The organism is Dysgonomonas termitidis, assembly GCF_054657735.1.
This window is the reverse complement of the sequence record NZ_BAAHYD010000002.1, coordinates 1,761,800-1,786,954: the sequence shown is the minus strand read 5'-3', so window position 1 is coordinate 1,786,954 and position 25,155 is coordinate 1,761,800. Positions and strand designations below refer to the sequence as shown.

At 40.1% G+C, this 25,155-nt stretch carries 15 protein-coding genes; 8 read left to right on the top strand and 7 right to left on the bottom strand.

The window, feature by feature from the left end:
* Positions 1–12: 12 nt before the first annotated feature.
* Positions 13–12,516 carry a MuF-C-terminal domain-containing protein gene (locus ACYQ3L_RS11460; RefSeq protein ID WP_380000137.1) on the top strand — a complete coding sequence of 4,168 codons (12,504 nt, stop codon included), beginning with the start codon at positions 13–15 and terminating at the stop codon, positions 12,514–12,516.
* Entirely contained in the window at positions 12,513–14,477 is a 1,965-nt protein-coding gene (locus tag ACYQ3L_RS11455; RefSeq protein WP_380000135.1) for a portal protein, read from the top strand. The genes ACYQ3L_RS11460 and ACYQ3L_RS11455 overlap by 4 nt, the downstream gene beginning before the upstream one ends.
* A gap of 39 nt (positions 14,478–14,516) precedes the next feature.
* Here the strand turns inward: ACYQ3L_RS11455 and ACYQ3L_RS11450 are convergent, their stop codons facing one another.
* The 7 genes from ACYQ3L_RS11450 to ACYQ3L_RS11420 are packed head-to-tail and all read right to left on the bottom strand — an operon-like array spanning position 14,517 to position 18,644.
* Complete coding sequence (locus ACYQ3L_RS11450; protein ID WP_380000133.1) at positions 14,517–14,858, bottom strand: hypothetical protein; 342 nt, start codon at positions 14,856–14,858, stop codon at positions 14,517–14,519.
* 39 nt (positions 14,859–14,897) lie between these two features.
* The gene (locus ACYQ3L_RS11445) at positions 14,898–15,125 is read right to left on the bottom strand and encodes a hypothetical protein (protein ID WP_380000131.1); all 228 of its coding nucleotides are present in this window, start codon (positions 15,123–15,125) and stop codon (positions 14,898–14,900) included.
* Entirely contained in the window at positions 15,122–15,352 is a 231-nt protein-coding gene (locus ACYQ3L_RS11440; RefSeq protein ID WP_380000129.1) for a hypothetical protein, read from the bottom strand. Before ACYQ3L_RS11440 ends, ACYQ3L_RS11445 begins: the two co-directional genes overlap by 4 nt.
* On the bottom strand, positions 15,349–15,792 hold the full coding sequence (locus tag ACYQ3L_RS11435; RefSeq protein ID WP_380000127.1) for a hypothetical protein: 444 nt from the start codon (positions 15,790–15,792) through the stop codon (positions 15,349–15,351). The genes ACYQ3L_RS11440 and ACYQ3L_RS11435 overlap by 4 nt, the downstream gene beginning before the upstream one ends.
* Before the next feature lie 11 nt (positions 15,793–15,803).
* Entirely contained in the window at positions 15,804–17,894 is a 2,091-nt protein-coding gene (locus tag ACYQ3L_RS11430) for a terminase large subunit (protein WP_380000125.1), read from the bottom strand.
* The gene (locus ACYQ3L_RS11425) at positions 17,857–18,357 is read right to left on the bottom strand and encodes a rhomboid family intramembrane serine protease (RefSeq protein ID WP_380000123.1); all 501 of its coding nucleotides are present in this window, start codon (positions 18,355–18,357) and stop codon (positions 17,857–17,859) included. Before ACYQ3L_RS11425 ends, ACYQ3L_RS11430 begins: the two co-directional genes overlap by 38 nt.
* Positions 18,354–18,644: a hypothetical protein gene (locus ACYQ3L_RS11420; protein ID WP_380000121.1), complete on the bottom strand. Its 291-nt coding sequence runs from the start codon at positions 18,642–18,644 to the stop codon at positions 18,354–18,356. The genes ACYQ3L_RS11425 and ACYQ3L_RS11420 overlap by 4 nt, the downstream gene beginning before the upstream one ends.
* 221 nt (positions 18,645–18,865) lie before the next feature.
* On the opposite strand from ACYQ3L_RS11420, the gene ACYQ3L_RS11415 reads away from it, so the two are divergent.
* From ACYQ3L_RS11415 to ACYQ3L_RS11390, 6 genes are all read left to right on the top strand, one after another.
* Positions 18,866–19,663, top strand: a complete 798-nt coding sequence (locus ACYQ3L_RS11415; RefSeq protein ID WP_380000119.1) for a hypothetical protein — start codon at positions 18,866–18,868, stop codon at positions 19,661–19,663.
* Positions 19,664–19,680: 17 nt separating this feature from the next.
* Complete coding sequence (locus ACYQ3L_RS11410; protein WP_380000117.1) at positions 19,681–21,093, top strand: SU10 major capsid protein; 1,413 nt, start codon at positions 19,681–19,683, stop codon at positions 21,091–21,093.
* 69 nt (positions 21,094–21,162) lie between these two features.
* Positions 21,163–21,651 (top strand): hypothetical protein, encoded by a 489-nt coding sequence (locus ACYQ3L_RS11405; protein WP_380000115.1) that lies wholly within the window; start codon positions 21,163–21,165, stop codon positions 21,649–21,651.
* Entirely contained in the window at positions 21,651–22,394 is a 744-nt protein-coding gene (locus ACYQ3L_RS11400; RefSeq protein ID WP_459952409.1) for a hypothetical protein, read from the top strand. Before ACYQ3L_RS11405 ends, ACYQ3L_RS11400 begins: the two co-directional genes overlap by 1 nt.
* Positions 22,381–23,856 carry a hypothetical protein gene (locus tag ACYQ3L_RS11395; RefSeq protein ID WP_380000111.1) on the top strand — a complete coding sequence of 492 codons (1,476 nt, stop codon included), beginning with the start codon at positions 22,381–22,383 and terminating at the stop codon, positions 23,854–23,856. The genes ACYQ3L_RS11400 and ACYQ3L_RS11395 overlap by 14 nt, the downstream gene beginning before the upstream one ends.
* 22 nt (positions 23,857–23,878) lie before the next feature.
* A complete protein-coding gene (locus ACYQ3L_RS11390) occupies positions 23,879–25,093 on the top strand; it encodes an InlB B-repeat-containing protein (protein ID WP_459952408.1) in 1,215 nt (404 codons plus the stop codon).
* Positions 25,094–25,155: the final 62 nt, after the last annotated feature.

Below are 25,155 nucleotides of genomic sequence, written 5' to 3'. Positions count from 1 at the left end.
ATTAGATTTATTATGCCTGATTTTAATGTATATATAAATAATGAGGGTGCATATAAAAAAGTACCTAGTGGACGTGAGCGTGAATTTATGTCTAAATATCCCGGTAGCAGGCAAACTACACAGGAAGAAATATCCGAATATGATAAAAATAGATATGCCGCCGGCATGGCTGGAGCTTCAGCGGCAATATCAGCTAACTCAACCCCGCGACAATCGAATATTCAAAAGCAAACTGATACTCCGGTCGAAAAAACTCCTGTGCAACAGCCTGACGACAATGTTCCTCAGGATTATGCGGGTATAATGGGCGGGGCTATCGGGGGAGCTACAGCACAAGGAATTCAATTTGCACAGCCTGAACAAAAAAGCGATCCTTTTGCCGGATTTTCACCTGAGCAAAGATTCAACCTTGAGTATGATATATATAATCAACGGAAAGACTGGTTACGTTCAACACAAGATAATCCGGATTATACGCCTGAACAAAAACAGGCAATGAAAGACTATTTCAATACGAATTATCGTGTATCGGACAGTTCGATAGAGGATAAGGATTTGCCGTTAGCGGCTAGACGGTGGTTGAAATCTAATATGGTAGAAAGGCAGATACCCATGTACAATCCAAGTATAATGGGTGGTGGTATGTATCATAGAACTGTAAATGAAAATACCCCCGAACAATCAGAACTTATCAGGGATTTCATCGCCAATACAAAATTCGGACAGGATATAGCAAAACAGGAAAAAGATTACATCCAGTCTCTTGAGAACAGCATTAAAGAGAATGAACTTAAATTAAAGGAGCTCGAAGAAAAGAATACTCCTTCATGGCAGGAGATATTTGGAAACAAGATGCTAGGAGGGGCAACTCAGTCATCGGGGCAGGGTGTGACCGATGAACAGATTACCCTTAGTACTGTGAGGAGACAGATCAATGAGCAAAAGAATCTCATGAAGGCAATTAAGGAAGGGGATACAAGCATATTAAACCAGATATTCGGGGAAACTGTACGCGGAGGCGGAGAAATGGGAATGGATATTACTACCCTGGGAGCCTTTCAGGCTGCCAACTCCATGAATGACTGGTTTGCCGTAAATCAGTTGCAGAAGCGGATAGAAAGCGGAACGGTTACTGATGAAGATAGATTGCTCATGTCTGCCATGTCTAACAACCAGGCATACCAGGATATCATGGGAGACAGGCAGACTACGGCGCAAAAAGCTACAAGTTCAGTTATGGGTTCAATGCCATTTATGGCAGGTTTTGCAATTACCGGTGGACTTGCCGGAAGTATAACGCAAGGCGCTAAATCAGCAGCTCAAACAGGGATAAAAAACATAGCAGCCAATACTGTCAGGCAAGGTACAAAAGCAGCTACGGCCCGGATTGGAGCCCAACTAACTAATGCAGGACTTAATGTAGCAGACGCGGTTGGTAGAAGCTCTATAATAGCAGCGATAAACCCTCATACTTACAGGGATATGTTCGACAATATGACGGGGCAGGTTACATACGGCTATGATGCGAACGGTAAACCTTATTATCTGGGTAATGCAGAACAGATGGGTTTTACAAATGCCCTGTTAAATGCATTCACGTCAAATACAATAGAGAATGTATCTGAGTTTTCCGGTGGAGCTATAAATCAAGGCACATCGGCCCTGAAAAGATTATTATCCGGAAATGCGGTCGAAGCCGGGACAAAGATTGCGGGATCACCTTTTAAACAACTGGTAACGGATTTCATGCAAAAGTCAGGGTGGAATGGTATTCCATCCGAGTTTACAGAAGAACAGATCGCTACTATACTACATTCATTCTTCGAAGACGGACAGGCTAAATGGTCTGACCTGACAGACCCGAATCAACAGTTTATTACATTCCTTACAACACTTTCAATAGGAAGTGGGGCGGGCCTGGTAAGCTTTGGGGGTGACAAGATAATGAAGTACGGGGCTCGCAGGTCATATGATAAATCCGTAACCAACTATTACTCTCATTTTCCTGAATTATCCGGCAAGGAAGTTAGCGACATGAGTATTCCGCTAACAACGCTTACTATGTCCAATGTTCCGATTATTAATAAACAGCAGGCTTTACATGACATACTTAATAATAATTCATATAGTGCTGCACAGAAGACAGCGGCGATAAACATGTATAAAGCTTCCCTTACTTACGATGCTTATCAGGGAGCCAAGCAAGGCCGTATAGATCAGTCTAAACAAACTGTATCCGACATGGTTAGGGATAATTCTACGACTAGTGGCCGCGTCATTACCATAAGAACAAAATTATATCCTGAAGAAATAAACCTGACTGGGGATAGTAATATTGTATTAAATGAGGATGGAACGGTGAATATCCAGGAAACGCCGGATATACTCTACTATAGCGACCCTTCCGATGGCAAACGGAAGCCGATTTCCAAGAATGATATACTTGAGGTATTATCCGATGAAAGTTCGGAGGATCTGATAAAAGAAGCCGGGAATATAGTCCAGCAGCAAATAGATATTCAGGACGCTAATGACGAAACAAGGGAATACCAGCAGGGAGAGACAGTACGTGCGAATGTAAATAATATTCCTTTATTCGGAGAAATAGCAGGAATGGATCAGTCCGGTAATTATCTGCTTTCGGTAGAAACACCACAAGGAATTCAGCAAATCGCCATACAGCCAAGCCAAATCATAGACGAGGATAATATACAGGGTGTGGATAATGGTTCACTGGTTGAATACAGGAATGAGAGAGGCGAAACGGTACAGGGTACTGTCAACGATGCTTACGGTTTACGTTCGCAGGGCATGATAGATATCGACGGAAATGTTGTGCCTGTTGAAAATATTATCGGACTGACAAATCAGGGGGCAGTTAGTAGTCAACAGGCACAACAAAAAACTGATAATTTGCAACCTGAAATCTCGAATAATGAGGGTTATACGCTGGCAAAACAAAGCAATGTGTCAGAAACCGGCGCGGTAACAGCAACAAGTATTGCGGATAATATTATAAATGGTGATACTCAATGGAATGCCGAAGAAATACAATTTCAGCAAAATTATCCCCAGGAGATAGAGAATATACTTAAAGAAAGATCAGCGCAGTCTGAGCCTGATCTGAATGCAGTCATAGCTAACGCCCCTAAACAGAAAAACGGAGAGATAGATTATGATGCTCTCCTGGAACAAAGCCCTGCCGATTTTGCTACACTGTATGAGAATGAAGAAGGTCCGGAAGAAACGCACAAGGAGCTTATCTCCGTGTCTGATAATATTGCGAAAAAGATACAATCCGAACAAAAGAAGTTAGACAGTGCAGATAGTATCAATAAAAAGAAAGCGTCACGCAAAGCCATTTCTGAATGGCAGATTCGGAAAGAGGCTATAGATAATGTGATAAGGGAAAGATACGAAGTTAAATCAAATAATACTGAAAATGAATCAGAAGGTAGCGTTAGTGATGAACAGCTGGAGAAAGGACAGCAAACAGGTAGCGGAACAGATGTTCAGGCTGGAGAAGATACAAGATCCGGAGGAACTGATAGAAGCGTTCAGCAGTCTGTCATCGACATTGATACAAGCGAACAACCTGCCGGAGCATCCTCAACTAACGGAACTGCTGGAGAATCAGTTGAAGATGTATTACATGATGTGGGGTCGAAGGAATTAGGACAAAATGAAGTGTCGTTTGATGAGGCTATTGATAAAATATTCGCGGGAGATGCGGAAGGATTGAAAAGAAAACATTTTAATGTAGCCCTAACTCCTGAATTTATGAAAGGACTAGGTATTACAGGCGATAAATTTACGATGTCGTACGGTGTAATATCCAGGCATATAAATAAAGATGCCGACCATACATTAACTCCTGAAATATGGAAGCAATTGCCTGAAGCTATAAAAAATCCATTTGCTATTACTCGAAAGACGGATAAAAAAGACGGTTACCGACTTTATACAACTATAGATACCGATAATGGATTTGTCGTTGTGGGCGTGGATGTTAAAAAAGCTGGAAGAGATATTGATGTAAATGCGATATCCACAGTATTTAACAAGGAAAAGGGGATAAGCGGAAATGAAGAAGTTTTGTATGAGAGTGAAATGATAACCCCTCAACAAAAGTCAGTTCTGGCGAATCCCAATTATCCGCAATATACTTCTGATGAGGGATTATCTGATAGTCCGGTAATGGACACTGAGAACCGCATATCTGAAACAGCTGTAAATTCTCCCAACTCTACCGGACTATCTTCTGGCAACAAAGATAGTAAAGTATCTGATACTCCGAAAACTATTGAAGATAAAATTGCACAGGCTGAAGCTGAAACAGATACTAACCCTACTGAAGCCCAGAAAGAAGCCGGGAACTATAAGAAAGGACATGTAACTATACAAGGCTTTGATATCTCCATAGAGCAGCCAAAAGGCTCTGTCCGTAGTGGTGTAGATGCTACCGGTAAGAAATGGAGCGTCACGATGAATAATACTTACGGCTATATTCGTGGTACTGAGGGTAAAGATAGTGACCATATTGATGTGTTCTTGGGCGGTAATCCTGAGAGCAATAAAGTATTCGTTATAGACCAAGTTACTCAGGATAGCAGCTTTGATGAGCATAAGGTAATGCTGGGTTTCGATTCCATAGATGAAGCTAGGGAAGCATATTTATCCAACTATGAAAAAGGCTGGCAGGGATTAGGCAATATCACGGAAGTAGATGTGGAAACATTCCGTAAATGGGCAGAAAGCGATACAAAGCGTATCAAACCGTTTGCAGAGTATAAGGAGATACAAAATCAGCCAACAGTAAACAGTGAGCAGTCAACAGTAAACGAACAACCGGAGACTCAAGAAGGCTCTTCTCCTTATGGTGCATCTAATACGCTTATCTCTTCCGAACAATACGAAGAATTAAGAAAAAGAATGCGGGACAAGCTCAACAATCTGAATATGGGTTTTGATCCGGAACTGTTTACCATCGGTACACAAATGGCAATGTACCATATAGAAGCCGGAGCGCGTAAGTTTGCAGACTTCGCAAACCGGATGATAGAAGACCTGGGTGATAATGTCCGCCCATATCTCAAATCGTTCTACGAAAGTGCCAGGTATGCTCCAGGTATGGAAACATTGTCCAAAGAAATGGATAGTTTCGATATAGTAAATTCCTTTGATGTGGAGAATTTGGATACCCCCACGAACACGAATGATGGTAAAACAGGCATTCCTGCTATGACGGAAGAACTGTTATTGCCTGAATTGCAAAAAGAGGCCAAAAGACGCGGGATAGATATCGGAAGCACTATAGATGAAAGTAATATACGGATGCAGTTCATCGGAGAGCAGGGAGCCGCTAACCTGGATCAATACGAAGAAGCCACAACGAGACTTGACAATCTTAATATTGCCCGTGATATGGAAACGGCAGAGAAGGACACTAAAGCAATCAAGCTTGCTACCGGATGGGAGCGTGGTGCGGATGGCAAATGGAGGTATGAGATACCTGACAGCCATACTACGCAAGCATTTAAAGATTTAGATACAAGTGAGTCTATTCCATTAGAAGAGGCTTTGGTTGACAAAGCATTATTCGAAGCCTATCCTAAGTTGAAAGATGTTAAGGTTAAAATAGTCGATACCCGGTTAGAGGCAGGTTCATGGAATTCTTCAACCAAAACAATTGAATTATCAGCATATATCCCTGCATATAAAGATGGAAAAATGCAATCTGGTGAACTGTTCGATATCAATGCTATCGATGAAGGATTCAGGAATGTATTGTTACATGAAATACAACATGCCATACAGGATATAGAAGGATTTGCTGAAGGGGGCAATACATCTACATTTAAAGATGATTATCCTGAAATATTACGCTCGATAGAATTTATAACAAATACTAAATTTAAGGGTGGGCGCACCATTGACTTATTCAATCAATTATCAGAGACGTCTAACGGGGACAGGTCTTTAGCTCCTATTAATTTTTATGGAAAAAAACTTGACTCGCTTGCTCAAAAATATGGTTATGCGGATCGTTGGCAGTTGTTTGATGATATGGATAATACAAGTTCGTTTATCAAATACCGTAAGTTGGGAGGAGAAGTTGAGGCCCGTAATGTTCAATCCCGAATGAATATGACTCAGGAAGAACGCCTTAATACCTTAGCCTCCGAAACGGAAGATGTTTCCCGTAAAGATCAGATATTCATTCGTGATGGGATAGAAGGAGGAATTAAAGCTATGCAGGCCTCCAATACCCTTGAATCCGTAAACAATACCTTTAATCAACAATTACAACAGCAGATAGATGGTACATTGCCGAAAGGGCATACTTATTCGCTGGGCAATCCTTCTTCTATATTGCAAAGCGCGGGAATACCGGATTTGCCTATAGAAATGGCGAGCGCAAGATTGTTACATAAATCAAATCAGGAAAACCACCCGTTCGATTTATCAGAGGTTAAAGACCTACCCAGAGCTATACACAATCCATTGGCTGTATTCCGTAGTGCTACGCATATAGGAAGTAATGTAATACTCACAGAACTAAAACAAGGTGGTAAAAACTTTGTAGCAGTAATAGAAACAAATAGCAATAGGGGAAAACTTGAAGTCAATAGTATTCGAAGTATCCATCCAAGGACAACAAATAATATAGCTAATTGGATAAACGAGGGATTGATGGATTACGGAAACAAGGAAAAACTATATGAATGGTTGGGTGAAAAAATAAAATCGAGAAGCTATTTAAACAGCAGTAACCCCGCTGACGTTAAAAAACTCCTCGATTCTGCCACAAATATAGTCCAAAACTTTGAAAATACAAGCGCAAGGGAATATATTTCTCAATCTCCTTTCAAAACGATTACCGCTAAAAAGTTCAATGACCTGATAAAAAAGCTAAAGAAAACAGGCCTTGCAAAGAATGTGATTGTGGATAAGGTGAAGATGCGTGAGTATCTAGATAACCTGGCTGGTAAAGAAGGCGCAGAACGGTTCATGAGGCTATGGCATGGCAGTCCGCATTCGTTCAAGGCTTTTTCTACAAGTTTCATGGGTACGGGAGAAGGAGTACAGGCTTTCGGCTGGGGTTTATATTTCACGGAACGCAAGGATATCGCCAAATGGTACGCTGAAACCCTAAAACCTGAAAAATATGTAGAAAATGCTACCATTAATCAACTTGCAAAGGAAGCGTTAGAATCTGCAAACGGAGATGTAGATGAGGCATTGAAATATCTCCGGAAAATACTTCAGGAAGATTGGAGCGACAAGAAGCGGGTAAGAAAAGAAATAAAGATACTGGAGACAGGAAAGCTGTTACCTGAGGGTAAGACAAACCTATATGAAGTAAATGTAGATGATGACCTGAACTTTATACGGTGGGATAAGCCTCTGTCGGATGAACAGATGAATATCATAGACAGGCAACTGGAAAAAGAATTCAATACTACATTCCCAAGGGATTTCAGCAAAAATTTAACCGGAGAGAGTGTATATTACGGTCTGGACACCAGAATCTTTAAAAGCAAGGCGGATACATCCAAATTTCTCCTTCGGGCAGGCTTTGACGGTATTCAATATCCGGCTCAAAGCACATTCAGGCCATCTGACGGGGAAAAAGGCTTTAACTATGTTGTATTTGATGATGCCATTGTCGAGATAGTGGATAAGATAAGGTTCATGTCCACCCCTCAGGGAGATATTTACGGATTCGTCACTAAGGATGGAGGTGTTTACCTCGATCCGGATAAGATGAACGCAAATACTCCTGTACATGAGTTCGGGCATTTATGGAACAGCTTTATTAAAGCAAATAATCCTGAATTATGGGCCAGGGGGAAGGAGCTTATAAAGGAATCCCGGTATTTCAATGAGGTATTTACTGATCCCGCATACCGTCATCTATTAAAAGGTACAAGCGCGGGGCAGGTAAGTCTTTCGGTAGAAAATAATGATTCTATTAATAAACCTACTGATGAAGCTATAGACAGGATTGCAGACGAAGCTCTCGCAAGGTTTATTGGAAACAAAGGAGAATCTGTGTGGAAAGAACAGCAGGATTTATCTCTGTATGCCCGTGTGAAAGCATATCTTAATGATGTATGGAATTCTATTAAAAAAGCCTTCGGTTTCTCGTTCTCTGTGAATGTTGAGGATATGACGCTGGAGGATTTTACAGACAAGGCTGTAAAAGAATTGCTGGGGGGTAAAAATATTGTAGATTCGAAAAAAAGCGATAACTTTGAGAAAACTAATAGCACCGGCAATGTACGATATAACGAAAAGCAAATACTGGCCGCAGATTCAGAAGCATCAGGAGAAAATGAAAAAGGCCGTGGAAGAAATGCACAAGTCGCCGCCCGACTGGGAAGCTATAGACAGGCAGATAGACGAAATGTACAAAGACCACAATCAGGTAAATCCGAACAGGAAAAATCCTTAAAAGAATACGCTGAACAGGAAGGCATATGGATGGATGAAAAAGAGATAGCATCCAATGCCGCAAAGAAAATGCCATCCGGTAAAGAAGCGGATGTTTACCTTAATAAAGATGGCAAAACGGTAACTAAGGTAGTTAACTATTCCAAGTACAGCGACACTCCAGCTGACTTTTTAAATAACCGTATTTTATTATTCAACCAACTATTTAAAGATACTCCGTATAAAATTGTTGGCTTTACTGAAAACGATAAGGGATTTTCCTTTGTTGTGGAACAGCCATATATTAAGGGTAAGTCGCTCAATAGTCAGGTTACCTCCATTAAATCCCTTACCGACCAGCAAAAGAGAGTTGAAAATTATATGAAAGACAACTTCGGGATGAATCCTTCCGGGCTTGATGCTTTCAGTAACGGGGAAGTAACTATAGAGGATATCCATCTTAAAAATGTAATGGAAGGTGAAGATGGGAACCTTTATATAATAGATGCTATACCATCGGAAGTACGGCGAGACGCTAGGGGACAGATAGTATCCGAAATGGAGCAGATAAAGCAGAGTTCGGTTAATGACGGTACATTTATGCTTGCCCCAAATGGTAAGCCTACTAACCTGGATGAAAGGCAATGGCTGCAAGTACGTACCGCTAACTTCAAAAACTGGTTTGGTGATTGGGAGAATGATCCGGAAGAGGCAAGTAAGATGTTGGACAACAACGGGGAACCAAAGATATTCTATCATAGAAGCCCGAATATATTTACCGAGTTTGACGCAACCAGAAACGGACAAAATACAGATGCAGGTTGGCTGGGTGACGGATTCTATTTCTATGGAGATGAAAGCGAAAGCTACGGTTATGGGGATAATAGTATAGAAGCCTTCCTTAATATAAGGGAGCCATATTATGCAACGAATGAAGAAAATTTAGAATTATCAGAAAAGAATGACAGGGATGTTTCCATTGAATTTTCCGATAATCTAAAATCGGAGGGCTATGACGGTGTGTATTTTAATGGTGATTTTAGGGAAGAAACTGTTGTGTTCGATCCTAATCAAATAAAATCTGCTACCGAAAATACAGGAGATTTCAGCAGTGAGAGTGAAGATATAAGGTTTCAGGCGGTAGAGGATATAGCGGAAGATTTAAATTCCGGTATAAGTAAAGAAGATGCAAAAAGACTGGATAAAAAATTAAGAAGGGATTTTAATAAATTCAGGGAAGCGTACTTCGACAGATGGTTACCTACTAAGATATTTCTCGATACATTACGTAAGGCCGGTACCAGGATAGATGATATCGATGATTATCATATGCGGGTAAGCTCTACGGGAAGTAAAATTAAGGCTCAATACGATGCATTCGATAAAACATACATGAAGCCATTGTCAGTTAAGATAGCCGAAATAGAGAAAAAAAGATTTAGCCTGCGGGATATCGAGAATTACGCGATACTTAAATTCGGCTCTTTGGAGCGCAATCCGCTGAAGAGGCGGGAGGCTATAGATACATATAAGGAACAACATCCTAAAGCAACTGAAAAGCAAATAGCTGATTTTGAAAGCCGTCTACCGAATGACTATTCCGGTGTGGCAGCCGTAGAGGAAGAGGTCGGGACAAGCGCAGAAGCTTTCATATCTGAATTTGAAAATAAAGCAGGCGATAAACTTATAAATGAATTCTGGGAAACAAAAAAGAAGAGTACCGATTATATATTGAAGACATTGTATGAATCGGGAAGGATCTCTAAAGAAGAGTATGACAGGCTGAAACAACAAAGGTACTATATACCTCTCCGCGGACACGACCAAACAGTAGCAGAGGATATTTACGACTATTCCCCATCTATGGGCACTTATATGTCCGATCCGGTGAAGAGAGCTAATGGGCGGGTTTCCAGAAGTGAATCTCCGTTCGCTTATATAAACCAGATGGGAAGCAGCGCTATTAAATTCGCAAATTGGAATGACCTGAATAAATCATGGTACAGGATAGCCGGAAAAGATAAAACAGGGCTAATAACACGCGATAAAACGTGGTATATGCAAACCGGAGTAAATGCAGATGGCGAACCTGTATATCAAGCCACAGAACCAGAATATTCCGAAGATCCGGAAGTGTACGCGAATAATATCAAATCGTTTAATAAACGCATGTATGAACTTTCGAAAGAAGGCAAAGCGCATCAGGGAAAATTCGATCTGGGATTATTTACAACACCAATACAGAAAGAACAGCATACGATACCGGTATATGTGAATGGTACGGAATATTCAGTATATATTAATGCCAATCCTGCGGTGAGTCGTGCTATAAAGGGCATAAATACTATAGAACACAAGCGGAAAACAAATACTAAACAATACGGGCGTGTATTGAAGTTTTTGCACAAAACGGCAGATGCAGCAGAAAAGGCCCAAAACTGGAGGGCCCGAAATGTAACTTCACGTAATCCGAATTTCATTGTAACAAACTTTGAACGGGACTATCTGTTTTCCAGCACGATACTAGGTGTAAAAGAAGGAGCTAAATATGCACTTGAATTCCAAGGAAATATACCGGGTTCATTCATGGCGCTACAACGGTTTATCCGTGGAAAAATGGATATGTCGAATAAATATGACCGCCACTTGTCTGATTTTATACTCCAAGGTGGAGAAACCGGTTATATGCAGGCATTGGAACTGGATAAGATACAGGGAAATATAGAAAAGGATATTAAGCGGGAAATCAGGGGATATCCAAATCTTTTGGAATTGATGAAATATGTGCCGGATAGTATCGATGCCATTAATAAAATAGCCGAAAATCTGTCCCGTTTTTCTGTATACGTCACAAGTATAGAAAATGGCCGATCGGTTTACCGGGCTATATCTGACGCGAAGAATGTAACTGTTAACTTTAACCAGACCGGATCAGGGCAAATGGGTAATGATTTCCTTAGAAGATATTACATGTTTGTGAACCCGGCTTTGCAAGCGGCGTATAACCTGGCAGGCGTAGCTGTTAAGAATAAGGCGAGAATGACAGCAGCTGTAGCCGTATTCGGTAGCCTTTCATATCTGGCATCTTTACTGGCTTACGCTATAGGCGGTGATGACGGACTGGAAGAATACTACAACCTGAGCGACTGGGATAGGCAGAATCATCTTTGCATCTATACGGGCAGCGGATTTATAAAATACAGCTTGCCCCATGAATTACGCGTATTTACACGCATGGGTGATAATTTTATGATGGCTTGTGAAGGACGGCAAGATGCTTTGACGGCAGCCGGTAATAGTATCCTTGGATTGGTAGATCTATTCCCTGTAAATCCGCTGGGAAGTGATGTTGGCAATATTGAAGATATAGGCGCAAAATCATTGGTTAAATTAACCCCTGACCGCATTCGTCCTTTCTTTGAACTTGCGATAAATCAGGATTTTGCCGGAAATAGGATTTATAACCAATATGCGAACGAAAACGCGCCAGGACACAAACAGGCTCTTACGAATAAAAAAGGCGAATATAAAACCCCGGAATGGATGGTTGATTTATCGAAAGCCATAAATGATATAACCGGCGGGGATAATGTAGAACAGGGACATATAGACTATAACCCAGATAAGGTATACCACGTGTTTAACGCGTACCTTGGGGGGCAGTTCACTTTCGCATCACGACTGGCCGATACGGCAGACAGGGCGGCAGACCCCGAAAAAGAAGTAAAGGTAAGGAATACTCCTCTGCGATCATTCTATATATCAGAAGCGGATATTGAAGAAAATAACAGCTACCTGAATAATAAATACTATAATATATCGAAAAAGATTGAAGCGGCCGATTATAAATATAAACAATATGAAAAAGAATATCCGGACAGCTTTGACGGTATAATAAAAGATAAGCCTGAAATCGAAGAATATTCATATCTTAAAGATTATGTAAACGACATAAAAAATGAGGAGAAATTGCTTAAAGAGTTAAAAGGGCCGGAACTGAAAGAACAGGAACAATATATTAAAGAGCTAAAGGAAGAATTAATTAAGGAATTTGAAGAAATAAATATAGACCGCAGATGAATCATAAAATATTCAACAAAAAAAAGCTTGGCATAAAAGCCGATAAAGCATCCGAAGTACTGAACAGCGTGCACTATGCCGATAACAAGGATATACTGCAAGAATGTGCCGCTTACTGGTATGATCTGAGGGAATTAAGGCATAAACGTAAACGTTGCGGTCGTTATGTATACGGCAAGCAGTGGGAAGATCTAATTCCTAATCCTGACAGACCGGGAGGATTTATAACCGAACGCCAGGCTATTATGATGCAGGGTAAAACCCCGTTACAGAACAATATGATACGCAGGTTCCTGAATTCTATTGTCGGACAGTTCAGGACGAATCAGACGGAACCTGTGTGTACGGTACGTGACAGCGATGAAGTAAAAATAGGCGAAATGATGACAATAGCCTTACAAGCTAACGAACAACTGAATAAGACTTCCGAGCTGGATGCTATAAACCTGTTCGAATACGCCATTTCAGCATGCGCATTTTACAAGATTAAGTATGACATAGTACCGTCCAATGGAATGCTTGACGGTATCGTACTTATAAATAATCCGGCGCGTATGTTCTGGAACGCGGATATGGAAGACCCCAGGGGATGGGATTTAAGGCATATCGGGGAAATACATGATTTAAGGATAGCTGACGTATTAAGGGCATTTGCGAAGAATAAACAGGATGCTGATTATATCCGGGGATTATACCACGGTATAAATACACGTATATCATCATCGTATGGAAACATGACCACTAAAAGAATCGATAACCTTGATTTTTATATTCCGCAGGATGATTATACATGCAGAGTAATAGAAAGCTGGAGATTTGAGAGCAAACAAAGGCTACGATGTATCGATGAAGCTGAGGGGTCTTTATACTGGGTAGATATAAATAAAGAATCCGGAATAAAAGCGGAGAATGAAAGGCGCATAAATGAAGCGACTGCCCAGGGCGTGGATATAGATGACGTGTTGCTGATAAAGTATGAGTGGGCTATACACCAATACTGGTATTACAGATTTCTAACTCCATACGGAAATGTGTTATCGGAAGGAGAATCCCCATACTGGCATAAAGGCCATCCTTACACATTTAATTTCTATTCTTCGTTCGACGGTGAACCTCATTCATTCGTAGAAGACCTTATAGACCCGCAAAGGATGCTTAACCGGATGTATATACTCCAGGACTTTATCATAAGCTCAGGGGCAAAGAATACGCTTATAATAGATGCAGATGCGCTGAATGGGCAATCTCCTGAATCTATAGCTGAATCCTATGTAAAAGTTGGTTCCGTTATTGTTATGAAACCTAAGACCGGTATTAAGATAAGCGAATCGATACACCAGATAAAGGCGGATAATAACAATGTAGGTACCTATGAAATGATAAACCTGATGATGTCATTTATGAACGACATATCAGGAGTTCACGGAGCTGCAAGAGGGGAGGAGCCAAAAGCTGGTACTGCTGCCAGCCTCTATGCACAGGAGGCGCAGAATGCGGCCACTAATGTAGTACACCTTATAAACTCATTCAATTCATTGCGCACAGACAGGGATATAAAACTAATGAAAGTGTTGCAGCAGTATTATGACTCCAGGAAGTTCATTAATACGGCCGGGGTGTATTATTCAAAAGAGTCGAAATATTATAATCCTGAAACCGTCCAAAACTCGGAGATGGATATATCACTTGCTCAAAGCACATCTACTGCTGCGTACAGGTCTGTCATGGATACATTCCTGTTAGATATGTTCAAAGGCGGAGCCATAACATTAAAGATGCTGCTTGAAAACTCAACACTGCCATTTAAAGACAGATTGCTACAGTCCGTAGAATCGGCTGAACAATCGGCAGAGAACGGGCAGATGCAGGGATTTTCTCCTGAAATGATGCAGGAGATACAGGGACAGGTAAACCCTGAAGCGATGAATATGCTGAGTGGTAATTTTATGCCTCAGGGATAAAGAGAGAGCCGGTATTAACCGGCTCTCTATATACGTTATTTATATGGATGATTCTTGTTCTATTATTTCGTTTATCCTGTTAATTTCTTTCTTGGATCTTATATAATCCATCCATATTCTCGAGGTTACCCTTTCATATACCGCATCTTTCGCATGGCCTATATTCACGTAAAATATCTCTGAATCGGATGAAAGGGTTTTTCCGTTTTTATGTCCGAATAGGAATGGACTTCCGTAGTAATCATTCCGGCGTTCTATCTTTACGGATATGCAATTTTTGTTAATTGATACCGATTCTACAAGAAATTCATGTATTCCATCCGCTAATGCGTCTATATACAGCGTATCTCCTTTTTTTAATTCTTTATTAAGTTTAAACATATCATTATTGTTTATTTGTGTAAATAATTATATAACATATTAATGCTTCCTTTCGACGTAATTCTTACAAACGTCCTTTGCCAGGCAATATCCATTTCCTGTCGGCGACACTTGGCATTCAGGGGCACAATATAGCATCCTTTTAGCCGCTCTTTTCCCATAACAACCTATTTTCTTTTTCCATGCGGACAGGTTATATGTTTCTAAAGTGTTTTTTTGTCCTATTTTACTGATATCGATTGTTACTTTCCAATTTTTCTCTGTCATAGTTTTATTGTTTTAATCATTATCATTATATCCAACATATTATCAACGCTTACAGGTATCTCTTCTACAAGCATTCCATCTATATGGCATGAGGCGTCATATCTCCCCGTTAATTTCCCGATAAAAAGTTTGATTTCGGCATATATCCAGGAGCGGGCTTTTATCCTGTCTTCATCCAATAAAAAGGAAAGCCCGTTCCTTCTACGTTTTACGGTATATATTTTCATTTCTTTTTCTTTACTACCGGTATTCCTACCCTGGCTTTCCTGAAAAAAGGCTTCAATAGTTTCTGCCAATTCAGGTAACGATCCCTCATCTCCTTTTTCTCTATCTCTGTAGGCGCATCCGTCCCATACCTTTTTGTCGCCGTAACGTAGAAGCACCGGTTCCTTATCTCCAGATATTTCATTCCGGGAGGCATTAACTTTTGTTTTTTCCGGATATCGATTTCATCGTTATTCAGAACCAACAGCCCCCCGCTTATCCTGTCTGGATATACAAAATAGCGTTTATCTCTGATGAAATGCTTCATATCGGCTAACTTTATAGCCATACGGAGCCTAAGACCCAGGATAAACAATAGCCAGATCTCTATGATCCAGTTTTTTGTAGCTATTAAAAATGTCATGGTTTCTAACCATACATTTGATTTGATTGATTTTTCCATAAATTATTTATTTAAAATGTTGATTCATTTCTGATTTTTGGTTGTTTATTATGATTTTTATGTTCATATGGAATATATATTTCGGGCATGGGAAAATATTTAAAGTCGTAACAGACATATACCCCTATTGCCGTAGACATTAATATATCGTCATGACAGCCCTCGATAGCTCCAAGTTTGCCGTCTTCTTTGATTTCGTACTGATCCATTTCGTTACAGCATTCCAGATCACGTTCATAATAACCTTCCTCACGTAACATTTTTGTCATATTGTCCATAATCATTGTTTTTGAGGACTCACCCGTATGGAATCCCCATTTAGGAGGTAAATTTTCCTTTATGCGTTGCGCCGAATTACGGCAATACAGATTATCATATGCGCCGCCTAATTCATCAAGTATGTATTCGAAGTGCTGGCCTTCCGTTTTTTCTGTTTCAAATGTATTAGATTCAAATACCAGTAACGCATTGTCATATATTGTAGCTATCATAGCTGCCAGCCACGCTAATAAGTCGTGATCTATATGCCCTCTCCATTGCGCTACTTTTTCCGGAACTCCGCCTATTTCAGTCATATATTTCCGGTCGAAAACGGTAATGACAGACCAGTCCGCTTTGTCGGATTTACCTCCGATATCGACACTTACGACATACCGACGACGTATATATTCTTTTGTTGGAAGAGCCCATACTTTAAGAAGATTATCCTCTTTATTCGGAACGCCTTCCAGTTTTTTTATAAATGAATTTTTTAGAAATTCCTTTTGCTTATCAGAATCATCGCATTCTTTAAGAAGCAGAGTAGATTCGACGGTAGCGTAAAACAATGGCTCTTTATTGAATTTACGCATGTTCTGTACCTGGTATATATCAAACTTACGCTTCCCGGAACTCTGAAATGCTTCGATATCATCGGACGGGAACTCCTGACGCATTCCCCATTCGTTAGGGTATTCTTTAGATTTATTCCTATACCAATTTATCTGCTCAAGCGTCGCCCCTTTTTCCCAAAGGTTATATTCATAATCTGTCATCGAGTTAATAAAATCAATGACATTGTCTATTTTTACTGCATTGTTTTCAATATCAAACCATGAAATAAATACGGGAGTCATATTATTTTCTCCTGATTTAGCCCTTAGCCATTCCCTATGAAAAAGATTACCCACGCCCTTAGCCGTGCTCTCATAGACAACTATAGAATCAGCTACCATAGGTATACCGGAAGTAACCGAATTTAATATATCCTCAGGGGTTTTTCCTTTTGTTACTTTCCAAATTCCTATTTCGGTACAATGCGCCATTACTGTATCTTCCCCGCGTACACCATCCGGTTTTTCGGCACTCCCTATAGTGATACGGCAGTCGGGACCTTCTATGATAGATGTCTTTGCCGATTTTTCATATGGCCGCATCATCAAATAATTTACATTATCGACCAATTCGACAGGTATGTATTTTAAAATCTTAGTATACATGCCCTTTACAATTCTGGCTGTATTTTCAACATGCGCACATATTGTACTATTCCATTGCCGGTGATGGAATAGTTGCATCCATGCCATATATAACTGTACAAGCGTGGAGCCGCCCCATTGCCTGGCTTTTAACAGGATTATCCTGATGGATTTCCGCCTGAGCCTGAATGATTCCAATACTTTTAAAAGTTTGCGCTGTCCTCTGTTCAATATAAATGGGATATCCCCTTCTATAACAATATCCTGTCCGGTAAAAGGGTCTTTTTTGGGTTTAGGTTTTATTTTGAAATAAGAAGCTGCTGTGTATTCAAAATCCGTCTTAATCCTTATTTTCTCGACTGCTATGATTATTTTCCTTACATTCTCCTTTTGTGGTGGTATATTTAATTTTTGCAGATAAGCGAATATGGAACCTTCTTTTTCCAGTGACTTTATGAGGTCATGACAAAGCATTTCTTTAGGTGCATAAAAGAGAGGAATAGGTAAATCACTTATCCTTAAAGGAGTTCTTTCTACGGTATTCGATCCTGCACCAATATAAGGGTTATACTGATCTTCTTCCTGCCGTAAATCCCTGTTACGTTTTTTATTCTCTTCCCTTATGTATGACGCTGTCAGTTTCATTAAAAATAGACTTAACTATATATGCTAAAAATCCCAATGAGAAGCCTAATAAATGGATTAATCCATTAATACCCGGCAGTAGAAAACCTATAGTTATAGAAGAAATAACTAAAGTGAAAAACGGAATAAACTTATACGGAATGGTTATTATAGCTCCTGAGCGTATACCACATAATATATAAATCAATCCCGATGCTCCTATGGTAGGCTCCGGCATAGATGACAAAAATGCGATAAGCACAGAGCCCGGATATAATAGAAGAAATAATCTGTCCTTTATATTTATTGATCCATATATGAAATAAAAAGACATCATATTCAATGATAAATGAATAAACGATTTGTGAAATACCATGTATATAAAGAATGTATATACCGGACTATTATCTGAATACCCAGCCAAAAGGATATCGACAGGCAAAAAATAAACAATTATGCATATTATTATAAAAATATATTTCATCTTATTTTTATTTGTGACGCATATTGCGCCGTTATATAAAATCCGGGAGCCTCATTATATATCACATAATTTATACCTTCAGATATTTTACTGTCCGGATTATTTATCCTCCATTCCAGAAAAGCATTGAACATATCGAAATACATCTTGCGCCTTTCCATTCTTTTGTGCTGCGGAATATAGCCTTTCATCATTTTATTTATCATTCTTCCAGCTTCATGCTCAGTTATGTAATATCGGGGAGCCGGCATATTTACCGCTTCATTCACGATATCTATCCTTTTCATAAATCTGGCTTTTTGTCCATATCTACGAATCACTTCTTTGTAAGCTAAATTAAAATCCCGATCCTTTATTTTTTTAAGCGTACACATATTATAAAAAAATGATTCTGCTGTAAAAATAATAAGAAATAAACATAAAAAATTAATTTTTCAACACTTTTAAATACAATTATATATAACAAATTTGTAAAGTAATACTTTAAGTTTTATATAAATTATAAATAATGGAAGATGAAGAAAAAGTAATGGCTGAGGAAGTAGTCACCGAACCGGAAGAACAACCGTTAAGAGGACGTTCCAGAATGATGGATTATCTGAAATCAAATAGTCCAGACATGATCTTTGAAAGCGATGACGATGCGATAGACCATATACTCGACAGATACGGAAAGGTGAACGATACAAGTAATAAACTTGCGGAAGGAGTAAGGAAGAACCCCCGGAACGCAGCCCTTCTCCAATCTATTATGTCCGGAAATAATATGTTGCCGGACATTGTGAAAATGTATGGAAAATCTATATTGGAGCTTGATCCCGAAAGCGAAGAATTTAAAGAAATAATTCAGGCAGAGGACGAGCGGATGAAGTCTGAACAGGATGCATTTGATAGAACTGCTAAACAGCAACAAGAATTTGAAGATAACATATCTAAATCGGAAGAAGTCTTCAAAGCATTTGCCGAAAATAACGGCATGACCGAAGAGCAGTTTTCGGAATTTCTGCAATGGGCTTATGATACTATCTATATGCCTGCATTTTCAGGAGTGTATAGTACAGAAGGACTGGAGGCTTTAAAAAAAGCATATGACTACGATACAGACGTAGACAGTGCTATAAAAGCCGGAGAAGCGAAAGGACGTACCCAGAAAATAGTAGAAAAGGTGCGTAACGATAATGGAGGGGGAGACGGAGTTCCTACACTGGGAGCCACAAGCGGCAAGCCTCAGAATAAACCGGAAGAAAGAATTTCTACACCAAGGAAAAACGGAAGCTGGGGAACAAATACGGAACTAATTAAGTAACATTAAATTATAAAAAAATGAAAGAAATTTTTAAAAACTATTTTGGAAAGGGAGGGCTGATTATTTTGCTACTTTCCCTTGCATGCGCTATTATCGGAGTGACCGATGCGGGCTCCGTACATGCGGCAGAAGGCATATTCACACCGAACAACACAGGAGCCGATCCAAGCTCTCCCGGAGCTGATAATCTTGGAAAGCATGTAGCCGGGGAAGTCAGTGTCGATACCGGTAAAAATGTCCAATCAGAGCTATTAAAACCGTTTTATGATGATGAGATAATAAAAGTAAGGCCGGATAAAGCCATACTTGATACTATGCTGCGTCATATGACCCCACGGAATACGAATTCCATAGAAGCAAAATGGGGAAGTGTTGATATAAAGCCATTCGAGACATTTGCGACGAGTGCTTATACACAAGTAACAACCAGTTCGACAGCTGTGTTAACGGTAGACAACCCTATTATATTCGCAAAATCCAGTACAATACGTGTAAAAGGTGTATATGGATACGACGAATCAGGTACTGTGCGTAGTACAAAGGTATACCTGCAATTGAGAGTAAAAAGCATCGCAGGAAACCAGATCACTGTATACGCGACCAACGGGGGAGCATTAACGGGTACAGCTCTAAGACCTAAAACACAAAAATTCATACCTTCTATCCCGGCAAATACGAAACTATTCCGTTTGGGACGTGCGGCCACTGAATTTGACGTAAAAACACCTCCTACATCTTCTTATCCTACGATAGACAATAACTATGCGCAAACGTTCATGTGCCAGATAGACGTTTCGAAATGGTACCAAAAACAGGATAAGATACTGGACTGGGAAAAAGAAGATATGAATGAGGCTGCTATCTTTGAATGGCGTATGGAAATGGAAGGCTCCCTGATGTATGGAGAGAAAGGTATGACGTATGATGATGATCAGAACGTAGATGTGTATACATGTAACGGTATCACTAAATATATGTTCAAAGAGTACGAATATACGACGTTTACTAAAGACGATTTCGTGGACATGCTCGAATATATATTTACTAAAAACAGCGGATCTAAGAAACGCGCTATTTTTGCCGGTTCCAAGTTTATATCCAATGTAAGTAAAATAGACTGGACATTGTACAAAGATATTACAACAGGCACAGACGTACAATGGGGTATAGAGTGGACTACCATAAGAACAAACTTCGGTACACTATATCTGATCCATCATGAATTGCTGGATTTGTACGATGACGCAGAAAATGCCTATGTATTAGATCCTGATTACCTGTATAAATATATATGGGAAGCAAGAACTACAAAACAATATGACCAGGAGCAGCTTGGTGTAAGGAAGTCGGACACTACCGTTAACTCGGAAAGCTTCTGCGTAGGATTGGGATATCCATCCTGCCATTGTAAAATAATGAAAGCAGCTTAATATAATTTAAAAGCGGAGTTATAGTCAATATCATAGCTCCGCTTATTATCATAATCAAAATTAAAAAACATGTCAAAAATAACTATAGTCATATTCAGGCTAAAAGGATTGATGAGCCTCAGCCAGAAAGTAACGCTCGATAATGGTAAAGGCGTGCGTATAGAATATACAGGAGGATCAAACAACGGTACTTCCATTATCGGAGGACGGTATATGTCAAAGGATCCTCTTGTGATAAAAGCCATTAAGGCATCTCAGCGATTCAAGGATAAACAGATATACGTTGAAAGCGAGACAGAGGAAGATGCACCTGATGAAGAAGGTACAGAGAGCCTCAGCCAGAAAGTAACGCTCGATAATGGTAAAGGCGTCGGCGTTCCTCAAAATCCGGATTTATACTCGGAGCATGTGTCCAATCAGCAGCAGGTGCGGGAATTTATGGGTTCAAAAGGCGTAAGCCCTGAAATATTAAATAATGCCCTGACAGCTGAAAGCCTGGTTATTCTGGCAAAAGAAAATGGGTTTAATTTCCCGAATTGGAGAATTTTCAATGAATAATGACTATAAAGGATCTTATATATAAGGTTAAGGTGAAATTACAAGAGCTAACCCCGTATGGTTCGGGGTTAGCTGTACTTGATCCCGATTCGTCAGTGATTACTCCTTTGACTGACGGGTTGGTTGTCCTTGACCCTGAAAGATACGACAAACCAGTAGAGATTTACATAAAAGAATCCATAAGCGAAGCCTACGACCTATTAATAGAATTATCACCGGGTGATTTACTTCCGTCCAAAGAATTATCGCCGGAAGATGCTCCTATAGATATTGTAAAAAATCAAGACGGCAGCGGCTATATAAAACTTCCGGAAGATTTTCATTCACTGAAATTATTCAAAATGAGAGGCTGGGAGCGCCCGGTTAGTAAAATTATTACCTCGGACAGTCCGGCATATATGAATCAATTCAACCCTTATTTACGGGGCGGCGTATCATCGCCTGTATGCGCTGTTATAAAAACAAGCGAGGGTAAAAAGTTAGAATACTACTCACTTCCTAAAACATACAGAGAGCATAAAATTGATTTCGGTTATTACATACCAAAACTAACTATTGACATGGATAACGAGAATAGCCAGATACTGGAAGATATAGACAGCAGACTTATTCCTGTATTCATTTACCTTATAGTCTCGATTGTTCAACTTATTTATGAGCAATCCGAATTATCCGACAAAACAAAACAGGCAGCAATAGAAAAATTACAATTAATAAAAATTGCAGACAATGAGCGGATTTAATAGAATAGACAGAAAAGACCGTGTTCCCTTTCAGGATTATAAAGGCGCATACGGCTCTATATATGATATATATGAAAGGTATCCGAAAGGATATTACGGTTGGTTTGCTTTTGTTCAGTCTTTAAAGACATTCGCATACTGGGATATAGAAGAAAGGGAGTGGAAAGGATTAGATCCATCGAATATGTATACCCGGTTTATGACCCGGTATGAAGTTGTAGATACATTATTTAATCTGAAACCAAAGGGTAATGTCGCCGTAGAGGCATTAATTGACCAACAATTTACTCTCCAGGGATTGGAATGTATGAAGCCCGGATATGAGATGCGTATCATAATTAAAAATGTATCTCAAAATCCCATAACCATATCGCTACCGACAGAATCGCCTATTTTTAATGATTACGGAGGATCAATTATATTGCAACCTGATGAAATAACTGAATTCTCATTGTGGTGCTATTTCAAAGATAAGTACAGGTTATCTAATGTAGAAAGAAAATCAAGGGACTATACCGATGCTGTAGGTGAAAATGTATTACAGGATGCTAATAGCTACACCGATACCAAACTCAACCAATCCGTCCTCTCCGATATCTCCATAGACAACAACCCTACAACAAAACGTCTGCAACTGAATGAAACATCTAAAAACCTGTTATCCGGAATAACAAGTAATACAAGCAACGTAATACCAAACGCTTCCGAAGTACAGGATGGGGCCATGCCGAAAGAGAGCTTCCAACAGATAGGCATAAATACGGCGGATATTGCAATTATAAAAGGGACGGGACGTGCAGCGGCTAATTTGGGAAACACTCCTACACAGCAGCAGCTTACCGATGCATGGACAGCCATAAAAGGCGCAGCCCCTTTGGATAATGCGACCGTCGTCAATCTCGATCAGGACGCACCGGCCGGTCACGCGTGGACTTATCTGGAAACATCCCCCGGAGTATTCGAATGGATAGACAGGGGAACGGATACAGTCAATCAGGCGGCGACAGATGTGCTGGGGCTCGTAAAAGGCGTTGCGGCGATAGCGGGTAACGCAGGTAAGGTATTCGTGGAAAACGACGGCTCTATGTCGGTAGTAGGTTGGGATGCGCTGGCTGCATCCTTAGCTGATGCCCTGCCTTATATCGCATTCAAGTTAGCTTCCCAGTCGCTCACTTCCGTAGCAAATATCCCGGCTACAGCTTCATACACATTATGCCAGATATCCGCCAGTGCAACAATGTCGATAGCGAATATCAGCAGTCTTAAATCCTGCTACGAGATGGTAATAGAGGTTGAAAATACAGGAGCGTCCGCCATTACACTTACACTGCCTACGGTAACAGGGTTAAGGAACAATTACGGTCAGCCTACAGTAAGCATTCCGGCAGGCAAAGTAGCGGAAGTGAATATTTTGTGCGGGATAACAGGAAACTATAGCATGAGAGTAGGAGATCCGAATTAATAACCAGCCAATAGCTAAAAATATGAGACGAAGGACATACTCCAATAATGATTCCTATTATGAAGATACAGCCGGCATACAACATAGATTTAGCTTACGCAATACGCCGATAACTAACTTCTGTGTCACTGCGTCGAGTATGACCATAAAAGGAATAAACGTTTCTAAAAACAATATAAAGAATATTGTATTCGGAGAGTCATACAGGAATATTAACGCCCTGAATACTAATTTTCTCCGTAATCTTCCACAGTTAATATCCGTGGACTTATCGGTATTTACGAATGTTGCAAGTATAGGCACTGATTTCATGATAGCTGCTACTCAGTTAACGTCTGTCGACTTATCTCCGTTTACGAATGTTGTGAGTATAGGAAGTAGTTTTCTTTCGGCTTGCGGTATAACGTCTATCGACTTATCTCCGTTTGCGAATGTTACAAGTATAGGGTCATATTTATTATTCGGATGCTTAGGCTTAATATCGGTGGATCTTTCTCCGCTTATTAGCGTAACGAGCATCCAAACGGATCTTATATTCAATAGCGACAATATCCTTTTATTAAACATTGGGAATATACCCGCAACGGTATTCGCACATAATGATAGAGTATGCTCCACCGATAACATATTAGCGCCCTCTTACGTAACCGGAATTACAGTTACAGGAGTAGATGCGGCAGCCTTTATACAACGCTTCCCGAACAGGAACATAGATCCATACAGGAATCTTATTAATGCAACTACCTACGCATACGAACTCTATCCGGCGGGCGGTACAGTAACCGGCGGTACTCCATCGGGTAATTATCCCGCCGGCGCGACTATCACCCTGCCAGCATCTGCCACAAGGAGCGGCTATACCTTCGCGGGGTTTGTGTCCGGAGCATTTCCGGGAGTTACTTACGGGCTGGGTGATACGTTTGTTATGCCGGCAGGTAATTTGACAGTTAACGCGGTGTGGACGGCGAATAATCCCCTGACAATATATGTTCAGAATACATCGTTATTATTTTTCGCATTTGTCTCCGTAGCTCCTTATCCCGGCAGTTTCAGATGGGAAGATGCTAACACGTATACTATAGCTCCGGGAGATACGATTCCTATCTCTAATGATAAAGATGGTGGTGAGTTTATTGCCGGTAGTTCTTATACTATTTATTGGAAGTTAGAAGACAATACTAACGGTACTGTCTTTATCTCCGATATGCAGGATGGCTCTAATTATCAGGTAGGATAGTGATAAAAAAAAGACTGCATGCTTACGCATTACAGCCTTTTTTAAGTAGAAATTTCAGTTAA